This window comes from Methyloceanibacter sp. (assembly GCF_050728395.1).
GTDB lineage: Bacteria > Pseudomonadota > Alphaproteobacteria > Rhizobiales > Methyloligellaceae > Methyloceanibacter.
In genome coordinates, this window is sequence record NZ_JBOHJB010000057.1 from 1 (window position 1) to 19,258 (window position 19,258).

General features: G+C 63.8%; 19 protein-coding genes. 6 read left to right on the top strand and 13 right to left on the bottom strand.

The window, feature by feature from the left end; genetic code table 11:
- Nucleotides 1–54: 54 nt before the first annotated feature.
- Nucleotides 55–549, top strand: a complete 495-nt coding sequence (locus tag ACREC7_RS11065; RefSeq protein WP_431555744.1) for a DUF2244 domain-containing protein — start codon at nt 55–57, stop codon at nt 547–549.
- Between the two features lie 200 nt (nt 550–749).
- Here the strand turns inward: ACREC7_RS11065 and ACREC7_RS11070 are convergent, their stop codons facing one another.
- The gene (locus tag ACREC7_RS11070) at nt 750–1,367 is read right to left on the bottom strand and encodes a 2,3-bisphosphoglycerate-dependent phosphoglycerate mutase (RefSeq protein WP_431555761.1); all 618 of its coding nucleotides are present in this window, start codon (nt 1,365–1,367) and stop codon (nt 750–752) included.
- 221 nt (nt 1,368–1,588) lie between these two features.
- On the bottom strand, nt 1,589–2,395 hold the full coding sequence (gene dapB, locus ACREC7_RS11075; protein ID WP_431555745.1) for a 4-hydroxy-tetrahydrodipicolinate reductase: 807 nt from the start codon (nt 2,393–2,395) through the stop codon (nt 1,589–1,591).
- A 307-nt stretch (nt 2,396–2,702) separates the two neighbouring features.
- On the opposite strand from dapB, the gene ACREC7_RS11080 reads away from it, so the two are divergent.
- Nucleotides 2,703–3,800 (top strand): type III polyketide synthase, encoded by a 1,098-nt coding sequence (locus ACREC7_RS11080; RefSeq protein ID WP_431555746.1) that lies wholly within the window; start codon nt 2,703–2,705, stop codon nt 3,798–3,800.
- 7 nt (nt 3,801–3,807) lie between these two features.
- Nucleotides 3,808–4,368, top strand: coding sequence for an isoprenylcysteine carboxylmethyltransferase family protein (locus tag ACREC7_RS11085; protein WP_431555747.1), 561 nt, complete (start codon nt 3,808–3,810; stop codon nt 4,366–4,368).
- Between the two features lie 2 nt (nt 4,369–4,370).
- On the opposite strand, the gene ACREC7_RS11090 is transcribed toward ACREC7_RS11085, so the two are convergent.
- The 3 genes from ACREC7_RS11090 to typA form a co-directional block, all read right to left on the bottom strand.
- Complete coding sequence (locus ACREC7_RS11090) at nt 4,371–4,877, bottom strand: N-acetyltransferase family protein (RefSeq protein WP_431555748.1); 507 nt, start codon at nt 4,875–4,877, stop codon at nt 4,371–4,373.
- A 195-nt stretch (nt 4,878–5,072) separates the two neighbouring features.
- The gene (locus ACREC7_RS11095; RefSeq protein WP_431555749.1) at nt 5,073–5,333 is read right to left on the bottom strand and encodes a hypothetical protein; all 261 of its coding nucleotides are present in this window, start codon (nt 5,331–5,333) and stop codon (nt 5,073–5,075) included.
- A 139-nt stretch (nt 5,334–5,472) separates the two neighbouring features.
- Nucleotides 5,473–7,302, bottom strand: a complete 1,830-nt coding sequence (gene typA / locus ACREC7_RS11100) for a translational GTPase TypA (RefSeq protein ID WP_431555750.1) — start codon at nt 7,300–7,302, stop codon at nt 5,473–5,475.
- 410 nt (nt 7,303–7,712) lie between these two features.
- Here typA and ACREC7_RS11105 point away from each other — a divergent pair, with 410 nt between their 5' ends.
- Nucleotides 7,713–8,822, top strand: coding sequence for a cupin domain-containing protein (locus ACREC7_RS11105; RefSeq protein ID WP_431555751.1), 1,110 nt, complete (start codon nt 7,713–7,715; stop codon nt 8,820–8,822).
- A gap of 220 nt (nt 8,823–9,042) precedes the next feature.
- Nucleotides 9,043–11,055: an asparagine synthase (glutamine-hydrolyzing) gene (gene asnB, locus ACREC7_RS11110; protein ID WP_431555752.1), complete on the top strand. Its 2,013-nt coding sequence runs from the start codon at nt 9,043–9,045 to the stop codon at nt 11,053–11,055.
- 7 nt (nt 11,056–11,062) lie between these two features.
- Here the strand turns inward: asnB and ACREC7_RS11115 are convergent, their stop codons facing one another.
- The 8 genes from ACREC7_RS11115 to ACREC7_RS11150 all read right to left on the bottom strand — a co-directional run bounded on the left by ACREC7_RS11115 (nt 11,063) and on the right by ACREC7_RS11150 (nt 18,076).
- Entirely contained in the window at nt 11,063–12,139 is a 1,077-nt protein-coding gene (locus ACREC7_RS11115; RefSeq protein ID WP_431555762.1) for an NAD(P)H-dependent flavin oxidoreductase, read from the bottom strand.
- Entirely contained in the window at nt 12,139–13,182 is a 1,044-nt protein-coding gene (locus ACREC7_RS11120) for a DUF4062 domain-containing protein (RefSeq protein WP_431555753.1), read from the bottom strand. Before ACREC7_RS11120 ends, ACREC7_RS11115 begins: the two co-directional genes overlap by 1 nt.
- Before the next feature lie 50 nt (nt 13,183–13,232).
- Nucleotides 13,233–14,444: an argininosuccinate synthase gene (locus tag ACREC7_RS11125; protein WP_431555754.1), complete on the bottom strand. Its 1,212-nt coding sequence runs from the start codon at nt 14,442–14,444 to the stop codon at nt 13,233–13,235.
- A 231-nt stretch (nt 14,445–14,675) separates the two neighbouring features.
- A complete protein-coding gene (locus ACREC7_RS11130; RefSeq protein WP_431555755.1) occupies nt 14,676–15,116 on the bottom strand; it encodes a hypothetical protein in 441 nt (146 codons plus the stop codon).
- A gap of 155 nt (nt 15,117–15,271) precedes the next feature.
- Nucleotides 15,272–16,441, bottom strand: coding sequence for a 23S rRNA (adenine(2503)-C(2))-methyltransferase RlmN (rlmN, locus tag ACREC7_RS11135; RefSeq protein ID WP_431555756.1), 1,170 nt, complete (start codon nt 16,439–16,441; stop codon nt 15,272–15,274).
- A 112-nt stretch (nt 16,442–16,553) separates the two neighbouring features.
- Nucleotides 16,554–16,856: an HdeA/HdeB family chaperone gene (locus tag ACREC7_RS11140; protein ID WP_431555757.1), complete on the bottom strand. Its 303-nt coding sequence runs from the start codon at nt 16,854–16,856 to the stop codon at nt 16,554–16,556.
- Between the two features lie 96 nt (nt 16,857–16,952).
- A complete protein-coding gene (locus ACREC7_RS11145; protein ID WP_431555758.1) occupies nt 16,953–17,453 on the bottom strand; it encodes an invasion associated locus B family protein in 501 nt (166 codons plus the stop codon).
- 71 nt (nt 17,454–17,524) lie between these two features.
- On the bottom strand, nt 17,525–18,076 hold the full coding sequence (locus ACREC7_RS11150; protein WP_431555759.1) for an RNA methyltransferase: 552 nt from the start codon (nt 18,074–18,076) through the stop codon (nt 17,525–17,527).
- 81 nt (nt 18,077–18,157) lie between these two features.
- Here ACREC7_RS11150 and ACREC7_RS11155 point away from each other — a divergent pair, with 81 nt between their 5' ends.
- Complete coding sequence (locus ACREC7_RS11155) at nt 18,158–19,138, top strand: NADPH:quinone oxidoreductase family protein (RefSeq protein WP_431555760.1); 981 nt, start codon at nt 18,158–18,160, stop codon at nt 19,136–19,138.
- Nucleotides 19,139–19,258: the final 120 nt, after the last annotated feature.

The window sequence follows — 19,258 nt, forward strand, 5'->3', positions numbered from 1 at the left end:
GAACTCCCATGTTCCGGTGATTACCAATAGCTCTCGAGACGGACGAGACGAGCTATGACAGAGCTCTCCGCGAGCCCACAAGCAGAAACGAGCTTCGCCGCCATTCTGACGCCGCACCGGTCGCTCGGGCCGAAGGGCTTCGCGGTGCTGATGACCGCAGTCTGCATCGTCAGCTTCAGCACCGGTCTCCTGTTCTATCTCATCGGCGCCTGGCCGGTGGTCGGCTTCATGGGGCTCGACGTCGCCCTCATCTACATCGCCTTCAAGCTCAACTACCTGGCGGCCCGCCTCTACGAGACAGTGGACCTCACCCAGGCCGCGCTGACCGTGACGCGGGTCGAGCCCTCGGGCAAGGCGCAAGTCTGGAGCTTCAATCCCTATTGGGTGCGGCTCAACCTCGAAGATCGCATCGGCCGCTCGAGCGAGTTGTCGATCGCGAGCCACGGCAAGCGTCTCGTCTTTGCCACCTTCCTCACCGACCCGGAGCGCGAGGATTTCGCGCAAGCGCTGTCGACGGCGCTCTCCGCCAACAAGGCTCCCTCGGTTTAGTGTTGTAGGGCGTCCCGCCTGAGCGTTTCCATGCACTCCCCGCTCCCCCCTTGAGGGGGAGCAGGATCGGCGCGGCCGATCCGAGGGGGGTGAGGTACGATGTCCCACGCAGAGTCTTCCGTTGACCCCCCTCCCTATCCCTCCCCCTCAAGGGGGGAGGGGAGAGCAAGTGGCACCTACTCGCCAAGGGCAACTTCTCGCTAAGCGGCGAGATCGCGCTTCTCCGCCACCGTGCCGTCGGGCCTGAGGCGGTAGATCAGCGGCATGCCGGTGCCGATGCTGAGCTCCTTGACCTGCTCCGGACTCAGGCGATCGAGCTGCATGACGAGCGCGCGCAGGGAATTGCCGTGACCGACCAGGATCACGCTCTTGCCGGCCTGAAGTTCGGGGGCAATGCGCTTGGCGTAGAAGGGCAGCACGCGCGCCGCCGTGTCCTTCAGGCTTTCGCCGCCGGGAGGGGCGATGTCGTAGGAGCGCTGCCAGAGATGCACCTGCTCCTCGCCCCAGCGCTGCCGCGCCTCGTCCTTGTTCAGTCCCACGAGGTCGCCGTAGTGACGCTCGTTGAGCGCCGCGTCGTAGACGATGGGTGTGTTCTGGTCGAACTCGCTCAGGATGATCTTGAGCGTGTTCTGCGCCCGCTTAAGCAGGCTGGTGAAGGCGACGTCGATATGGGCGCCCTCGGCCTTGAGCATGGCGCCGGCGCGATGGGCCTCGGCCACGCCTTCCTCGGTCAGGTCGACGTCCTGCCAGCCGGTGAACATGTTGAGCCGGTTCCACTCGCTCTCGCCGTGACGGACGAGAACCAGCACGTTCTTCATGGCAGGGACTTCTTCGCCTTGACGGAGCGACATGCCTGCACCGCTCTTGCTCGCCGCCTTGGCGGCCCCGGCTTTCGATGTGGAGGAAGGTCGCAACAAAGCTCCTTAGACCTTGATCCTTGGCTCCGCTTCGGCCCTTTCCGGCGCAAGAGGCGGGACTTTAGGGGCAGCTCCCATATTTTGCCAAGTGATGAACCAAAAACCGGTTTCCGCCGCAAGATTTACAGGCCGATGACGTCCTGCATGGAGTAAAGCCCGGGGCCTTGGCCGCGCGCCCACAGCGCCGCCCTGATCGCCCCTTGAGCGAAAATTCCGCGGTCGGTGGCGATATGGACGAGCTCGATGCGCTCGCCGGGGCCGGCGAAAATCACCTTGTGCTCGCCGACCACGTCGCCGCCGCGCAAGGCGGCGAAGCCAATGTCACCTTCGCGGCGAGGGCCGATGTCGCCGTCGCGGGCACGCGCACTGTGGTCCTTCAGCCTAATATTACGGCCCGAGGCGGCGGCCTCGCCAAGCAGGAGCGCGGTGCCTGAGGGTGCATCGCGCTTGTGCCGGTGGTGCAGCTCCAGAATCTCGATATCGAATTCGGGCCCAAGCGTGCGCGCCACTTTCGCCGTCAGGCCGGCGAGCAGATTGACGCCGAGGCTCATATTGCCGGCCTTGACGATCGCCGCGTGCCTGGCGGCGGCTTCGATCTTGGCTTGGTCGTCGGCTGAGAGCCCGGTGGTGCCGATGACGTCGACGATGCGCGCCTGTGCCGCGAGCCCGGCAAAGGCGACCGTGGCCGTCGGCGTGGTGAAATCGAGCACGCCGTGAACCTCGGCGAAGACCGGCAGAGGATCGTCGGTGATGGCGATGCCGAGCGGCCCGAGTCCGGCCACCTCACCCAAATCGCGGCCCACTGAGGGCGAGCCTTTGGCCTCGATGCCGCCCGCCAGCACGCAACCTTCCGTGACCGCGATGGCCCGGGCAAGCGTCTGCCCCATGCGGCCGGCGGCGCCAAGCACAGCGAGCTTCATCTCGGACATGGCCAAGGGACCGAAAAAAAGGGCCTAGACGGTTGACGCGCGGGTCCCTTTCGTCGCCCGCGCGCCATCGACCTTCTAGGCCGTGACTTCGCTTGTCACAAGCCACATCGGCAGGCGGGGTTACTCCCTGGCAAAGAGCCTTGTGGCGTTTTGCGGGAAGCAAGGTGGCGAGCGATTGCCGCAATTTTGCCCGCGTTGCGGAACCCACACGAAGAATTGACGTCCCTGCGACGCGCGAACGCTGGTTGGTGCGTGGTCCGGGGGTCCAAACTCCCCCCTGCCATGCTCGCCCACCAGGGGGCTCCTGATGCTGAAGACAACGCGCGCGCTCCGCCCTTCCCGTCGCCTGAAGACGCACTTCGATGTCGAGATCGCAGGCGTCGCCACGGCGGTGCCTCGCCACGCGCTTTCACAAGCCGACGCGACGCGGCGCGCCAGGCGACTGTTCCCCGGCCTTGCCGACTATGAAGGTCTCTTCCACAACACCGGGATCGAGACGCGCTACACATGCCAGCCCGCCGAGTGGTACGAGCTTGAGCATGGCTGGGAGGAACGGACCGATGTGTTCGTGCGGCACGCTCTCGACCTGCTCGAAGAGGTGGCGCGCGGCGCCGTCCGTGAAGCGGGCATCGAGCTCAAGGATATCGGCGCGATCGTGGTCAACACCATCACCGGCCTCGCCATACCGAGCCTCGATGCCAAGCTGATCAACCGGCTCGATTTGCCGGCGTCGGTCGAGAGGCTGCCGATCTTCGGGCTCGGTTGCGGCGGCGGCGTTGGCGGGCTTGCGCGATCGGCGCGTTACGCGCAAGCGATGCCCGGCGCCCATGTGCTGTTCCTCACCGTCGATCTTTGCAGCCTCTGCCTTCGCGTCAACGATCCGAGCATGGCCATGTTCGTGTCGGCGGCGCTGTTCGGCGACGGCGCCGCTTGCGTGGTTCTTCGCAACACCAAGGGCGGGCGCCAAGCGTCGGGCGGGCGCGGTCGGATCATCGCCGCGCGCGATCATTTCTGGCGCGATACCGAGCACATCATGGGCTGGGACATCAGGCATGACGGTTTCGGCGTGGTGCTGAGCCCCGACCTGCCGCAGCTCTTGCGCCGGCATCTCGAGCCGGCCGTGCAGGCGTTTCTCGGCGCAAGCGGCATGAGCCTTGGAGAGTTCAACGGCTTTCTGTTCCACCCCGGAGGCGCCAAGGTGCTCAAGACGGTGCAGAGCCTGCTCGAGCTCAGTCGCGACGATCTCGGCTATTCATGGGCGGTCTTACGCGACTTCGGCAACATGTCCTCGCCCACCGCTCTCTTCACCCTCGACCAGGCGCTTCATGCGGGCGCAAGCGGCCCGCATCTGATGGCGGCGTTCGGACCTGGATTCTCGGCCTATTTTCTCGCGGTCGAGCTCTGAGCGCCGCGTGGCCGCCCTCGATCTCATCGGTGCCCCGCAGATTGCCGCGCTTCTCCTGCTCGCTCAGCGCGGCCTGGAAGAGCTCTACTCGGCCCGCAATACGAAGGCGCTCGTCGCCCTCGGCGCGCACGAGGCCGGACGCGCTTATTATCCGGTGGTGGCGGCGACGCACCTTGCCTGGATCGCGTCGCTTTTCTTTCTCGTGCCGGCCGATGCGCCAATTCTCTGGACGCTCATCGTCTATTACCTCGTGCTCCAGCTCGTGCGTTATTGGGTCATCTTCACGCTCGGGCGCTTTTGGACGCACCGCATCTTCACGCTGCCTGGAGCCCCTGTGGTCGCGCGCGGACCCTATCGTTACCTGCGCCATCCGAACTATGCGGTGACCATCGTCGAGACCTTCGTCCTGCCGCTAGCCTTCGGCGCGCTCGCCTTGGCCTCGATCATGACGGCGCTGTGGTGGACCGTGCTCGCCTACAAGATGCGCTTGGAAGACGAGGAGATGGATGTGCGGCGCGACGTCTCCGCCGTCTTGGCGACTGTCCGCGATGGGCTAAAGGTCGACTAGGCTCAGCTCCAGGCGAACGCCACCTTGCGCAAGGAGATGTCGCCGAACCGCTCGGCGCCTTCAGCCACCGGCTTGCCGCCGAGGCTGAGATAAAAGGCGCAAGCGCTGTCATTGTCGGTCAGCGCCCAGACCATGAGCCCCCTGAGGCGGAGATCGAACAGCCTCTGGCGCGCCCGCTCGAACAGCTTCTCGCCGAGACCGAGCCCCTGATAGACGGGATGGAGATAGAGCTCGAAGATTTCCCCCTGAAACGGCGCGCGCCCGGAACGGCAGCGGCCATAGGTGACATAGCCGGACGCCGCACCGTCGAAATCGAGCACGAGCAAAGGACGGCGGTCGGCAAGCGCTGCCTTCCACCAGCGCTCGCCCCTGCGGGCGATCATGCGCTCAAGCGAGAGATGCGGGATGATGCCGCGATAGGCGCCGCGCCAAGCTTCGGCGTAGACATCGGCCAGGGCTGACGCATCCTTGGCTCTCGCCGGCCTGATATGCACGACGTCGGTCTCCATGCGTCGAGCGTAGCGCAGACGCAAGCGGATGGGCAGAGGGAACGCGCGCTGCTCACAACGGAGATGGCTGAGTGTGATGTCCGCACCGCACCCGACCGCCGGCGCGGCAGGCAAAGAAAAAGACGGACCGGTGATCCGGACCGCCTTTCAGGGACCTCGAATTTGTTGCGAGATTGCCGCGGGTCGACCTCGTGTCTAGTAACGCGAGATAAGAATGACCGAGAAGTCCTTGTCGAGCCTGATGTCCATGGTGCCCATCTTGCATCTGGCATCGTCGATCTCGTAGATGCCCTCTTGTTCCTTCTTGACCCCCTCGGGGTCCTTGCAGCCGAGATCGGCGAGAGCTGCCGTCACCTTAGCCATGTCGGTCTCGCGCACCTTGTCGTCGTCATTCTCGGCAAGGGCGGCGGTGCAGCCAAGGGCGAGCACGAGGGCGATGGCAAAAGCTTTCATCATGGGAAAAGTCCTCCAGCGTCGGGTTACTTATGAGGAGAAACTACCCAGCAATAATTTCAGATATTTGATGGAGATCAATACAAGTTGCTTGGAAAATAACTGCACATTACTAGGAATAGTGGCAGTATAATTAGGAAGTTTAGGCAAGCTCCATTGCCACCTTTGCCCGCTCTGCTTTCTTGCGATCATTGGAATCAAGGTGCCGCTTGCGCAATCTGATTGATTTCGGCGTCACTTCGACAAGCTCGTCGTCCTGGATATAGGCGAGCGCCCGCTCCAGCGTCATGCGGATGGGAGGGGTGAGGCGTACCGCCTCGTCCTTTGAGGTGGTGCGAATATTGGTGAGCTTCTTGCCCTTGAGCACATTGACCTCGAGGTCGTTGTCGCGGGTGTGCTCACCAACGATCATGCCGGCATAGACGCGCACGCCGGGGTCGATCATCATCGGCCCGCGGTCCTCGAGGTTCCACAAGGCGTAAGCCACCGCCTCGCCGGCGTCGGTGGAGATCAGCACGCCGTTCCGCCGCCCCTGGATCTCACCCTTGTAGGGGGCGTAGGCATGGAACAGGCGGTTCATGATCGCGGTGCCGCGGGTATCGGTGAGGAGCTCGCCCTGATAGCCGATCAGCCCGCGGGTCGGCACGTAGAACACGAGCCGCTGGCGCCCGCCACCTGAGGGACGCATCTCCACAAGCTCGGCCCTCCGCTCGGAGAGCTTCTGCACTACGATGCCGGAATGCTCGGCATCGAGATCGATGACCACCTCCTCGATCGGCTCGAGCAGGCCTCCACTTTCGTCGCGGCGGAACAGAACCTTGGGTCGCGAGACGCTGAGCTCGAAGCCCTCGCGCCGCATGGTCTCGATCAGAATGCCGAGCTGCAATTCGCCGCGGCCGGCGACCTCCATGGAATCACGTTCCTCAGACTCGGTGACGCGCAGCGCGACGTTCCCCTCGCCCTCGCGCAACAGACGGTCGCGGATCATGCGGCTCGTCACCTTGTCGCCTTCGGTGCCGGCAAGAGGCGAATCGTTGACGCGGAAGGTCATGGACAGCGTCGGCGGATCGATCGGCTGGGCGGGAAGGGGCTCGGTGACCTCAGGTGCGCAGATGGTGTGCGCCACCGTGGCGTTGGGGAGACCGGCGATGGAAACGATGTCGCCGGCGGATGCCTCATTGAGCCCGATCCGCTCAAGGCCGCGAAAGGCAAGGACCTTGGAGACGCGGCCCTGCTCGATCAGCCCGCCGTCGTGGTCGAGCACCTTGACCATCTGATTCGGCGCGACGGCGCCGGAGGTGATGCGCCCGGTGACCACGCGTCCGAGATAGGGATTGGCTTCGAGAATGGTGCCGAGCAGGCGGAACGGGCCCTCCTCGACCTGCGGCGGCGTCACGTGGCGCAGCACGAGATCGAACAGAGGCTGCATGCGCGCGTCTTTGGGGCCTTCGGGGCTCGCCGCCATCCAGCCTTCCTTGGCCGAGCCGTAGAGGATCGGAAAGTCGAGCTGCTCGTCGGACGCATCGAGGCTCGCGAAAAGGTCGAACACCTCGTTCACCACCTCGTGCGGACGCGCATCGGGGCGGTCGACCTTGTTGATGACCACGATGGGCTTGAGCCCCATCTTGAGCGCCTTCGACACCACGAATTTGGTCTGCGGCAGGGGGCCCTCGGCGGCGTCGACCAGAACCAGGGCGCCGTCGACCATGTTGAGGATGCGCTCGACCTCGCCGCCGAAATCGGCGTGGCCAGGCGTGTCGACAATGTTGATGCGGGTGCCGGCCCAGACGACGGAGGTCACCTTGGCAAGGATGGTGATGCCGCGCTCGCGCTCGAGATCGTTGGAATCCATGGCGCGCTCGGCGACCCGCTGGTTCTCGCGGAACGAGCCGGATTGCTGCAGCAACCGATCGACCAGGGTCGTCTTGCCATGGTCGACATGGGCGATGATGGCAATGTTACGAAGGTTCATGTGGGAGAGGATTTCGCTAAAGCCGCGTCGGCGGCTTGGTGATTTGTGCAGCGCAATATAACCGCTTCGGCCGCGACTACAAGGCGGCGCTTAAGCGCCATATGGTTCAATTGGCGCGCTGCGGCAAGAAGAGGGTCCGAATATTGCCTACAGGCTGGCCGTCCACGGCTTGCCCTCCAAGTCTTGCCATCCGTGTCGAAATTCGTGGATGGCCCGGACTTCGCCCGGCTCTGACGAGGTCTTGTGGGTTAGGGTCCAGACCCGCCAGGGTCTGGCTCGTGCGTGGCTGACCATCTCGCCGAGGTTTCGGCGCGGTCCTGCCCAGGCGATAAGAAGCCTTCCAGGCGCTTTGGTTCGGAGGGAACGTAATGCCCGGATTGTCCCGACGCGATCTCATCGGAGGTGTAGCCATGGGCAGTCTTCTCGCGAGTGCCGCAGCGGCGGGTGACGCCACGATGCAACCGCCCTTTGGGCCTGCGCCTCCGCCGCTCGACGGACCGGAGCTTCCTTCCTTCCGCTTCCCGCTCGGCAGCCTGCCGACCAAGACCTTCAATGGCGGCACCGCAAAGGAAGCGACCGTCGTCGAGTTCCCAGTGTCGGAGAAGCTTGCCGGCGTCTACATGACGCTCGAGCCCGGGGCCTTGCGCGAGCTGCACTGGCACGCCAACGCTGCCGAATGGGCCTATGTGATCGAAGGCCGCTGCCGCGTCACCACCATCGACCCGCAGAACCAGTGCGAGATCGTCGATTTCGGTCCTGGCGACGTCTGGTACTTCCCGCGCGGCCACGGCCATTCCATCCAAGGGATCGGCCCCGGGACGTGCGTTTTCGTGCTGGTGTTCGACAACGGCTATTTCTCTGAGTTCGGCACGTTCTCAATCAGCGACTGGCTCGGCCACACGCCGCCCGAGGTGCTGGCAAAGACCTTCGATCTGCCTGCCACGACCTTCGCCGACTTTCCGAAGAAGGAGGTCTATATCGCAACCGGCCCGGTGCCGCCGCCATTTCCGCAGGAGCCTGCGCCAGGCTCGCTGAACGCGCCGCCGCTCACCCACCGGTACCAGCTCCTCGCCCAGCGCCCCGACGTTTTCGCCGGCGGCACCATGCGCACGGTGTCGCAAGCCGAATTCCCGATCTCATCGACCATGACGGGAGCGCTCCTCATCATCAAGCCGGGCGCCTTGCGCGAGCTGCATTGGCACCCGAATGCCGCGGAATGGCAGCTCTACCTCAGAGGCAGCGCGCGGATGACCGTGTTCGGCAGCCATGGCCGCGCGCGGACCGACGAGTTCAGCGCGGGCGATGTCGGCTATGTGCCGCAAGGCTATGGCCACTATATCGAGAACACCGGCAGCGAGGAGATGGAGGTGGTGCTCGTGCTCAACAACGCGACCTACCAATCGATCTCCATCACGGCCTGGATGGCCGCCAATCCCGATCTCTTGCTTACCACCAATTTTGGGGTTCCGCAGAGTGTGTTCGCCAAGTTCCCCAAGGGCGCCGTGATCATGCCTGAATAAAGGCTCCCTCCGCTTGCGGAGAAGGCGTAAGGTAAGCGTGAGCTGAGAGGGTGAACTTGACGAAACTCGCCGCTTCTGGCGAGTGCTGCGTCTGCATTCAGAGCGATTCGGGGTTGGACGCGCCTTCTAGGCTGCGTCGATGAGTCTGCACTGCATCGCCATAAAAAAGCGACGCCCGGCAGTTAACCCGCGCGAGACTTTTTGCGCGAAGGAGGCGTCGATGTGCGGGTTGGCGGGTGTGATCGACCTTAAAGGTCGACGGGAGCCGGATCGGGCGCAAGTGGCGCGCATGGGCGCGGCGCTCACCCATCGCGGCCCCGACGAAGCCGGCACCCTGTTCGCCCCGGGGATCGGCGCCGCATCGCAACGGCTCAGCATCGTCGGGCTGAACAACGGCCAGCAGCCGATCTTCAACGAGGACCGCACCGTCGCCGTGATTTGCAACGGCGAACTGTTCGACTATCCGGAGCGCAAGGCCGAGCTTGAGGCGCGCGGTCATCGGTTCTGCACCGGCAGCGACTGTGAGCTGATCGTGCATCTCTACGAGGAGCACGGCGAGGATCTGTTCCCGCATGTGAAGGGCCAGTTCGCCTTCGCGTTGTTCGATTTCGCCAAGCGGGTGGTGATCCTGGCGCGCGATCGCGTCGGCATCTGCCCGTTGTTCTGGTCGCGGCAAGGCGACTTCTTCTATTTCGGTTCGGAGATCAAGGCGCTGCTCGCCTCTGGCGCCGTGCCGCCGGTGGCCGATATCCGCGGCCTCGATCACCTGTTCACGTTCTTTGCCCTCGGGTCCCGCCGTACCCTGTTTGAAGGCGTGCAATCGATCCTGCCGGGGCACTATCTCAGGATCGCCTTCCAGCGGGACGGCCATGCCGCCGAGCCCGTCGAGCGGCGTTATTTCGACCTCGACTTCCCCGATTGGGGCGATGAAGACGATCCTTCCGACCCCACAGCCCTGATCGATGAGTTCGAGGAAAAGTTCCGACGTGCGGTCGAGATCAGGCTCAGGGCCGACGTGCCCGTCGTCGGTTATCTCTCCGGTGGCGTCGATTCAGCCTATGTGCTCGCCACCGCAGCCAAGGTCCGCGGGACGCCAATTCCGAGTTTCACCATCAAGGTCCCTCACCCCGAGCTCGACGAGGAAGCCAACGCCGCGGTCACGGCGCGCGCCGTCGGCGGCGCCGCAACCATGGTTGAAGCCGGCCCGAACGTCATCGCCGAGACCTACGCGGCGCTGATCGGAGCCGCGGAGACGCCGGTGCTCGACACATCCTGTGCCGCGCTGCTCGCGCTCTCTCGCGAGGTGCATGCGCAAGGGTTCAAGGCTGTGCTCACCGGCGAAGGCGCCGACGAGGGCTTTGCCGGTTATGTGTGGTTCAAGATCAGGGAGGCTGCGCGCAAACTCGATCTCGGCGATACGCTGCGCGTAAGTACCGGCATCAGTCGATTGGCTCGGAAATGGGCGGCGCCTGACATAAGCTTAGGCGAATTCGCGCGCATCGACCACATGATCGGCGGCCCGCACGCCCAATCCATTCTCTACAATCTCGTAGCGACATCGCGCACCCGCTACTACAGCCAGGGCCTCAAGGAGCAGCTCGGCGATTTCGTCGCCTATCAGGATTTGGCGCTTGACCTGCCACGCCTGCGCCGCTGGCATCCGCTGAACCGCTCGCTCTATCTCGGCTACAAGGTGCTTCTCGCCGGGCTGCTCATGACGCAGAAGGGCGATCGCGTGGCCATGGCCAACAGCGTCGAGACCCGCTACCCGTTTCTCGATGAAGACGTGATCGCGTTTGCCTCGCGCATTCATCCGCGCTGGAAGCTGCATGGCCTCACCCAGGACAAATATCTGTTGCGGCAGGCCGCCGCCCGCATCCTGCCGGCTGAGATCGCCCAGCGGCGCAAGGCCATGTTCCGCGCACCCCTTGCCGAAAGCTTCCTTGCCAACCCGCCGGATTTTGTACGCGATTTGATGAGCCCGGAGTCGCTCGCGCGCACCGGCTATTTCGATGTCGCGTCGGTGCGCCGCGATTGCGAGACGCTGGCGAAGCACGAGGGCGACAAGCTCGGCAACTTCACGAGCCTCGGACTTGGCGGCGTGGTCGCCACCCAGCTCTGGCATCACCTCTATCTCGGAGGTGGCTTGTGCGCGCTGCCGCGTCTCGAGTTTTCGCAAACCGCCGAGCCAGCGGCGGCTGCCCAGCCGGCAAGCACTTACGCCGTGGCGTAAAGACCGCTCAACTCGACGCCAATCTCCGCAACTCGGCAAGGCCCTCATCGGCAAGCGCTTTCGTCAGCGCGGCTGCCCCGAGGTTGCGGCTGGGGGCGCGGGACTGACCTGCCCAGAGCAGCGAGAAATCGGGCGAGCCCTTCGCCTCCGCCTTGGCGCGGAGCGGTACGAGTGCCGGCGTGGCAAGCGGATAGTTCGGGATGGCCTCGTTGAGCGGGCCTTGCTCGGCCACGAAGCGAGTGAGGATCGAACGCGCCGGGCGCCCGCTCAGCACATTGGTGATGACGGTCTGCCGGTCGGGCTCGGCCAGCGCGGCACGGTGAACCGGTGAGATGGTAGCCTCGGGGGTGTTGAGGTAGGCGGTGCCGAGCTGCGCGCCGGCGGCGCCGAGTGCAAACGCTGCCGCGATGCCCCGCCCGTCGACGATGCCGCCGGCGGCGATCACCGGAACGTCCACCGCATTCACGATTTCATGCACCAGAGAGAGCGTGCCGATCTGGGCCGCGACATCGGTCTCGAGGAACATGCCGCGATGGCCGCCGGCCTCGGCGCCTTGCGCGATGATGGCGTCAACCCCGCGGTCGGCGAGGGAAAGCGCTTCGCGGAGCGAAGTGGCCGAACTTATGACCTTGCAGCCCGCGGACTTGACGCGGGCAACGAGAGAGGCATCCGGCAAGCCGAAATGGAAGCTCACCACCGCGGGGGCAAGCTGCTCGACCACGGCGCAGGTCGAAGCGGTGAACGGCACGATCGAGGCCTTGAGCGGGAGCTTCGGCATCTCGGCGCCAAGCTCGGCGTAATAGGGCGCGAGGCGCTCGAGCCAGGCGGCGTCGCGGGCTTCGTCCGGCGGCGCAGGCTGGTGGCAGAAGAAATTCAGATTGATCGGCCGGTTGGTGCGCGACCTGATCGCGGCGACACCGGCGACGATCTTGTCGTCGGTCAAAGCGGCGCAGGGAAAGCCCCCGAGCCCGCCGGCATTGGCCACGACGACGGCCATGTCGACGGCAGTGGCGTTGGCCATCGGCGCCTGCACGATGGGCAGCTCGATGCCGAACAGATCAAGCAGGCGCGTGTCAGGCCACATCATTCGTGCTCCGAGGCGCTCTGACCCTTCTCGTCACTGTTCGATTTCACCCCGGGTCTCTTTATTGCGCGAAGGCCGACGAGATACTGCTCACCGTAAGGCGTGAGCGACCAGTAGGTGGCGTGATCCGTGACGGCATGTTTCTTGTTGCTCTTCTGCATGATGCCGAGGGCCATAAGTTGGACCTTGATCGTCTCGAAACTGTCATTGCTAATTTCCAGCCGAAAAAAGGGGCCCTCCCTCAGTTGTTTATCGTAGTAGCGAAGTTCGTCATTGAGTCGGTCGCGCAAGAATCCCTCTGATGATTCCTCCAGCATCAGTGGGCCTAGTTCATATACAATTTGATTCCACGTAATCGAAATGGACTTCGACTCAGATTTGCTAACGTAGGTCTTTTCATACTTCACAAGCACTTCGACCGAATCGTTTCCTTGCGAATATTGGCTGCTCCCTTGTGGGGCTGTAGTGGACATCGTCGCCAGCTCTGTCTTTAGCTGCTCAACCTCCTCAAGCAATTCATTAAGACGTCGAGGGTCGCCTGCTAACCCAGCTCTTACCCAACCCTCCTGCGGATTTCGCTTCGTCTCGGCGGCAATTGATTGGATTACCTTAGCCTTGAGGTCATCAGCGTTCTTCCAAAGCTTTACGTGGCAGCGTTTTTTTACCCGGTCACAAAATTCTTTGAGGTTTTTGGCGGCGGCGTCGGATTGATCGGTCTTGGCTACAGCGATAGCACCTGGATCTTCATGCAAGAACGCCAGAACCGGTTTCCCAACCGAAAGGGCGTACTCGAACTCCTTCTCTGTATAACTCACGCCGGCTTCATCGACCGAGCCATACCGGCCTGCAATCACGAGAAGATAATAGTCGCTATCGTCGATGACTCCCTGGATGAGTGTCCACGAGTCATCATCGCTGGCAGGAAAGAGTTCCATCCCCGCAGGGAAATGATCAAGACTAAGAAGTGCCTGTGTAACCGCCTGACGCTCATCCTTCAGGTCGGCAAACGTTGAACTCACGAAGACTTGGTAGCGCTTTTCCATAAAGGCAGGTTAGGCGAGTCGCGAACAGATTGCAGCTCTAAGAACGCACCTCAGCGCTTGCGTTTGCCGAGCAGCCGCAGGCGAAGCGCGTTGAGCTTGATGAAGCCCTCGGCGTCCTTCTGGTCGTAGGCGCCGGCGTCGTCCTCGAAGGTGACGATCTTGCTGGCATAGAGCGATTTCGGGCTCGACCGGCCGATCACCGTGACGTTGCCCTTGTAGAGCTTGAGCGTTACCTCGCCTTCGACGTGCTCCTGGCTCTTGTCGATCAGCGCCTGCAGCATCTCGCGTTCAGGCGAGAACCAGAAGCCGTAATAGATCAGCTCGGCGTAGCGCGGCATCAGCGAGTCTTTCAGATGCATGGCCTCGCGGTCCAGCGTGAGCGATTCCATGGCGCGGTGCGCGGCGAGCAGGATGGTGCCGCCGGGGGTCTCGTACACGCCTCTGGATTTCATGCCAACGAACCTGTTCTCGACGAGATCGACCCTGCCGATGCCATTATCGCGGCCAAGCTCGTTCAGCCGCGTGAGCAGGCTCGCTGGCGAGAGCGTCTTGCCGTCGATCGAGATCGGATCGCCCTTGGCGAAACCGATAGTGATCACCGTCGCCTTGTCCGGCGCATCCTCAGGCGCAATGGTACGCTGATAAACGTAAGGCGGCGGCTCACTCGCCGGGTCCTCCAGCACTTTCCCTTCGGAGGATGAGTGCAGCAGATTGGCGTCGACCGAGAACGGCGCTTCGCCGCGCTTATCCTTGGCCACCGGGATCTGATGCTTCTCGGCAAACTCGATCAGGTCGCTGCGCGATTTGAAGTTCCATTCGCGCCAGGGCGCGATCACTTTGATGTCGGGGTTGAGCGCGTAATAGGTGAGCTCGAAGCGCACCTGGTCGTTGCCCTTGCCGGTGGCGCCATGGGCCACGGCGTCGGCGCCGGTCGCTTTGGCGATCTCGATCTGCCGCTTGGCGATCAGCGGCCTGGCGATGGACGTGCCGAGCAGATAGACGCCTTCGTAGAGCGCGTTCGCCCGGAACATGGGAAAAACGAAATCGCGCACGAACTCCTCGCGGAGATCCTCGACGAAGATCTCCTTGATGCCGAGCATCTCGGCCTTCTTGCGGGCGGGCGCCAGCTCCTCGCCCTGGCCGAGATCGGCGGTGAAGGTGACGACCTCGCACCCATAGGTCTCCTGAAGCCATTTCAGGATGATCGAGGTGTCGAGCCCGCCGGAATAAGCGAGCACCACCTTTTTAACGGCGGTGGCCATGGAATAAGCCTCTTGGGGGTGGATGCGCCCCGGCGGAAACGATTGCGCCGGGACTATAGGCAGGAGAGGGTTCCGCGCAAGAGGCGGGGCGCCGATCGTCGCTTACCGGTTGTTAAGGCAAATCGCAGATCGTGATTCTCGTGACCCAGTGAGGTCACATCTCCAGGACGAGTGAAGTTTTGCGTCTCAGGGACCGGCCCCACACAAAAGGGGACCGGTCCCACCTGGTTTTCACGCGTTCCGCCCAGCCAGCAGCCAGTAGACGAAGCCGCCGACGAAGCCAGCGGCGGCGAAAATCGTCATGTATTGGCTAGCTGGGAGCGAGGGGAACTGATCGCTCCGCGGCGAGGCGAGAACGGGGATCGCCGCCATGGCAGCACCACCGGCAAGCACGTAGTACATCCAGGAGCGGATGCGCAGCGCCTCGCCGGCGATGGCGGCGATGGCCGCCGGCAGCACGGTGAGCGCGGGCGTCACGGTGCCCACGAACACCACCATGCCGAACACCGATGCCGCGCCGTGACGAAGCATCGGGTCGTGCGGCGCCGCCGCGCGAAGCTCATCGCCGACCCATAAAGCGCCAAGCACAAACAGCACGCCGAGCGCCACCGCCACGGCGAAGACGAACACGGTCGCCGCCCAAAGGGCGTGGAGGATGGTGCGGGTGATCATTGCTCGGTTCGTGCGACGGGGTCTCGCGCTGGATGAGCCTGCACTATAAGACGGTCTTTCCGGTGAGATTGGGTAAGATCGTAGGGTGGGCAAAGCGAAGCGTGCCCACCAGGGATGTTGCTCAGCGTGGGCAACGACAAGAGCCGTTGCCCACCCTACAGCGTCGTCGAGAGACGCTCGCCGGCACGCTGTTTCACGCTTGCGCTTTTCAGTTGACCGCAGGCGGCCATGATGTCGCGGCCACGCGGCGAGCGTACCGGGCTCGCATAGCCCGCGCGGTTCACCACCTCGCCGAATTTTTCGATCTGTTCCCAGTCGGAGCATTCGAAAGGCGCCCCAGGCCAGGGATTGAACGGGATCAAATTGATCTTCGCGGGGATCTTAACGAGCAGCCGAACCAGCTCCTTGGCGTCGGCGATGGAATCGTTGACGCCCTTCAGCATCACATATTCGAAGGTGATGCGCTTGGCGTTGGAAAGACCCGGATAGGCGCGGCAGGCATCGAGCAGATCCTTGATCGGCCATTTCTTGTTGATGGGCACGAGCGTGTCGCGAAGCTCATCGCGCACCCCATGAAGCGAGATCGCCAGCATGGTGCCGGCCTCTTCGCCCCAGCGCGGAATCTCCGGAACGACGCCGGAAGTGGACAGCGTGATGCGCCGCTTCGACACGGAGAGCCCCTCGCCGTCGGCGGCAATCGCCATGGCGTCGCGCACGTGATCGAAATTGTAGAGAGGTTCGCCCATGCCCATGAGCACGACATTGGTGATCTTGCGCATCGTGTCGGGAATGCCGCGCGGATCTTCGGCGACCGCGCCTGGCCAATCGCCAAGCCGATCGCGCGCCACCATGATCTGGCCGACGATCTCAGGCGGCGTCAAATTGCGCACGAGCTTCTGCGTGCCGGTGTGGCAGAAGCTGCAGGTGAGGGTGCAGCCGACCTGGCTCGAAATGCAGAGCGTGCCTCGATCCTCTTCCGGGATATAGACGGTCTCCACCTCCTTGCCGTCATTGAGGCGAAGCAGCCATTTGCGCGTGCCGTCGGACGACACCTGCTCGGTGACGATCTCAGGACGTGAGAGGGTGAAGCTCGAATTGAGCTCGGCGCGGAACTCCCTGGCGATGTTGGTCATGCGGGCAAAGTCAGTCGCGCCTTGCACATAGAGCCAGTTCCACAACTGGCCGACGCGCATGCGCGACTGGCGCTCGGGCACGCCAAGCTGTTCGAGGCGCGTGGCAAGGCCCTCGCGATCCTGCCCAATCAGGGTGTCGCGGCGATCCGCCTGCTGCGGCGGGGTGCTATCGGCAAGGGATGGTGCGGACATGGTCTATCGATCGGCCGGGGGTCAAGCCCCCGATCCTACCGTCATATCATGCGAGCGGGTCGCCTTGCCAAGGCGCCAGCGGCGGAAAATCGAGAGATCCGCGGGAGGGAGCTCAGTTGCCGTCGCCGTCGTTGCCCATCACTTCGTCGGCAGCGGTGAGCACCCCGACCGTGGGATTGTTCCCGCAATAGACGAGGAGCTTCTCCAGCGTGGACTTGAACTCGGCGAAGTCGATCGTGGTCGGGTCGTCGTCCTCGGTATAGTAGCCTTCGAGCCAGAACATGATGTTGCCCATCTGGTCGGCGGGACGCTGCGAAAAGTCGGCGCAGGTGATGGTCGACAGATCAACCACCTGAGCCTTGACCGGGCTCGCGGCAAGAAGGGCTGCGACGACCGCAGCGTAAGCAAGCTTCATGGAGTCCTCCCATTTGAACCGCGCCGCATGAAAGGAGACGCTAGCCCTGTTCATTGCCGCAATCAATGACGGGAGGGTGACGTCTCTAGCGTGGCGTCAACTCGAGCATTCCTTGGCGATGCGGGCGAGCGCGTCGCTCAGGCCGTCCAGCGAGTAGACGTCGCTGGTCGCGGTGCCGCGCACAGACTTGCCGTCGATCTTCATGGTGCTGGCCTTCTTCAAGGCTTCGACCAATTTCGCCTCGGTGTCAGTCTTCTCGACGAAAGCGCCCTCTTCCTTGGTGAACAGGTCGAATTTTGCCGTGCCCACGGTGACGGTGGCCTTGGCGCCGTCGCCGAAGGGATAGCCCATCTTGACGCTCACCTCATTGGCGACGTTGTCGGCAGGCCAGCGCGAGATATAGAAGTAGACCGGCCCGCGCTTGATCTTCTTGGGGGTCGTCTGCTTCGGCTGGGACACGGCGAAGCAGACCTTCGGCGTGCCGGAGGCGGCATAGGCCGACCACTCCTTGAATTTTTCCAGGAGCGTTGCGTCCGCCCAAGCTGGCGTGCAGCCTAGCGCGGCGATGAAGCAGAGAGCTCGAACGGCTCGGCGCATTTCCCCGTCCCGATTCGTCGTGAGCGGACGAAAGCATACATATTTGATCGCGCCTTGGCCAGAAGAGGGGGTCAAATCCGCCTGTTTCGGCGGCGTGGACCGCCTGCCACATGCTCGGCGACCGGCTCAGGGAGGCCGCCGCCGGCCACCGGACGGCTGGCGAAGCGGCCGAGGCTACGCAACCGATCGTACATGACGATGGCGCCGGCGGTGGCGACATTGAGCGAGAAGGCGGTGGGAATGCGCACAAGATGATGGCAACGGGCGATCACTCCGGCGCTGAGCGCGCCCCGTTCAGGCCCGAGCACATAGGCCGCCTGCACCGGATGGGGAAAGGCGGGCAGTTCCGCCGCCTCGTCGAGAAGCTCGATGCCGACCAGCCTACAGCCGCGCGGCAGGCGAAGCTCGTCGATGTCTTGCCAATGATAGAGGGGAAGGTGCGAGGAGGCCCTCGAAGTGTCGGCGATGGTGTCCATGGCGCCAGGATCGGCGCCGATGGTGAACGCGAAGCTTGCGCCGAAGGCGTGGGCCGAGCGAAGCAGATTGCCGAGATTGACGGCCTTCGAGACGCCCTCGATGCCGATGGCGAAGAATCCTCGGGCTGTTCCTGGCTGGGATTTCACAGCTCGTTTATGCCATAAGCGGCGGCTAGTTGGCTTGGGGCTGGCCGGCCGATTTGCCGGCACAGGAGTACGAAAACAGCCATGCGCGTGGCGCAGTACAGCGAGTTCGGCGGACCGGAGAAGCTTCGCATCGAAGAGGTTCCGGATCCAACGCCCGCAGAGGGGGAGATCGTCGTCCGCGTGGCGGCGGTCGGGCTCAACTTCTTCGATACGCTTCAGCTGCGCAACCGTTATCAGGTGACCCCGACTCTGCCCCATTCGCCTGGCGGAGAGGTGGCTGGCACCGTTGAGGCCGTGGGCCTAGGGGTTTCCAGCCTCGTGCCGGGGCAACGGGTGGTGGCCTCCATCGGCGGCAATGGCTGCCGGCAGAAGGTGACGATCAAGGCGAGCAACGCCGTTCCGATCCCCGATGGGGTCAGCGACGAGGCCGCGGCCGGCATTCCGGTGACCTACGGCACGGCGCTGCATGGGCTCAAAGATCGCGGGCGGCTAAGGCCCGGCGAGACCGTCGCCGTGCTCGGCGCGGCGGGCGGCGCCGGGCTTGCGGCCGTCGAGATCGCCACGCTCATGGGCGGGCGCGTCATCGCCGTTGCCTCATCGGCCGACAAGCTTGCCATCGCCAAGGCGCATGGTGCCGCCGAGGGCATCGACCATCAGACGGAAGATCTGAAGATCAGGCTCAAGGAGCTGACGGGAGGAACCGGGGTCGATGTGCTTTATGACTGCGTCGGTGGCCCTCACGCGGAACCCGCGTTACGCGCCATGGCCTGGGAGGGACGCTATCTCGTGGTCGGCTTCGCCGCCGGTGAGATTCCGCGCTTTCCGCTCAATCTCGTGATGCTCAAGGGCTGCTCGGTCGTCGGCGTGCTGTTGAGCGGCTTCGTCGCGCGTCATCCGGACCGGCACCGGGCCAATATGGTCGAGCTGCTCGAGTGGTGCCGGCAGGGGAAGATCGTGCCGCATATTCACGGCGTCTTTCCGCTGGCAGGGACGGCCACGGCACTCGGCCTCATCGAGGGGCGGAAGGTCACCGGCAAGGTGATCATCAATCCCCAGCTCTAAGCCTCATGCTGAGGAGCCGCCGAAGGCGGCGGCTCGAAGCATGGTTGGCACCCTCACCCTTCGAGACGGGCCTGCGGCCCTCCTCAGGGTGAGGGGATGCTCTGCCACAAGGGGAGAGCG

What these genes read in the sequence shown, in the direction of transcription:
- ACREC7_RS11065 (WP_431555744.1), top strand. Translation starts at nt 55, where the DNA reads ATGACAGAGCTCTCCGCGAGCCCACAAGCAGAAACGAGCTTCGCCGCC.
- ACREC7_RS11070 (WP_431555761.1), bottom strand. Translation starts at nt 1,367, where the DNA reads ATGAAGAACGTGCTGGTTCTCGTCCGTCACGGCGAGAGCGAGTGGAAC.
- dapB (WP_431555745.1), bottom strand. Translation starts at nt 2,395, where the DNA reads ATGTCCGAGATGAAGCTCGCTGTGCTTGGCGCCGCCGGCCGCATGGGG.
- ACREC7_RS11080 (WP_431555746.1), top strand. Translation starts at nt 2,703, where the DNA reads ATGCTGAAGACAACGCGCGCGCTCCGCCCTTCCCGTCGCCTGAAGACG.
- ACREC7_RS11090 (WP_431555748.1), bottom strand. Translation starts at nt 4,877, where the DNA reads ATGGAGACCGACGTCGTGCATATCAGGCCGGCGAGAGCCAAGGATGCG.
- ACREC7_RS11095 (WP_431555749.1), bottom strand. Translation starts at nt 5,333, where the DNA reads ATGATGAAAGCTTTTGCCATCGCCCTCGTGCTCGCCCTTGGCTGCACC.
- typA (WP_431555750.1), bottom strand. Translation starts at nt 7,302, where the DNA reads ATGAACCTTCGTAACATTGCCATCATCGCCCATGTCGACCATGGCAAG.
- ACREC7_RS11105 (WP_431555751.1), top strand. Translation starts at nt 7,713, where the DNA reads ATGGGCAGTCTTCTCGCGAGTGCCGCAGCGGCGGGTGACGCCACGATG.
- asnB (WP_431555752.1), top strand. Translation starts at nt 9,043, where the DNA reads ATGTGCGGGTTGGCGGGTGTGATCGACCTTAAAGGTCGACGGGAGCCG.
- ACREC7_RS11115 (WP_431555762.1), bottom strand. Translation starts at nt 12,139, where the DNA reads ATGTGGCCTGACACGCGCCTGCTTGATCTGTTCGGCATCGAGCTGCCC.
- ACREC7_RS11120 (WP_431555753.1), bottom strand. Translation starts at nt 13,182, where the DNA reads ATGGAAAAGCGCTACCAAGTCTTCGTGAGTTCAACGTTTGCCGACCTG.
- ACREC7_RS11125 (WP_431555754.1), bottom strand. Translation starts at nt 14,444, where the DNA reads ATGGCCACCGCCGTTAAAAAGGTGGTGCTCGCTTATTCCGGCGGGCTC.
- ACREC7_RS11130 (WP_431555755.1), bottom strand. Translation starts at nt 15,116, where the DNA reads ATGATCACCCGCACCATCCTCCACGCCCTTTGGGCGGCGACCGTGTTC.
- rlmN (WP_431555756.1), bottom strand. Translation starts at nt 16,441, where the DNA reads ATGTCCGCACCATCCCTTGCCGATAGCACCCCGCCGCAGCAGGCGGAT.
- ACREC7_RS11140 (WP_431555757.1), bottom strand. Translation starts at nt 16,856, where the DNA reads ATGAAGCTTGCTTACGCTGCGGTCGTCGCAGCCCTTCTTGCCGCGAGC.
- ACREC7_RS11145 (WP_431555758.1), bottom strand. Translation starts at nt 17,453, where the DNA reads ATGCGCCGAGCCGTTCGAGCTCTCTGCTTCATCGCCGCGCTAGGCTGC.
- ACREC7_RS11155 (WP_431555760.1), top strand. Translation starts at nt 18,158, where the DNA reads ATGCGCGTGGCGCAGTACAGCGAGTTCGGCGGACCGGAGAAGCTTCGC.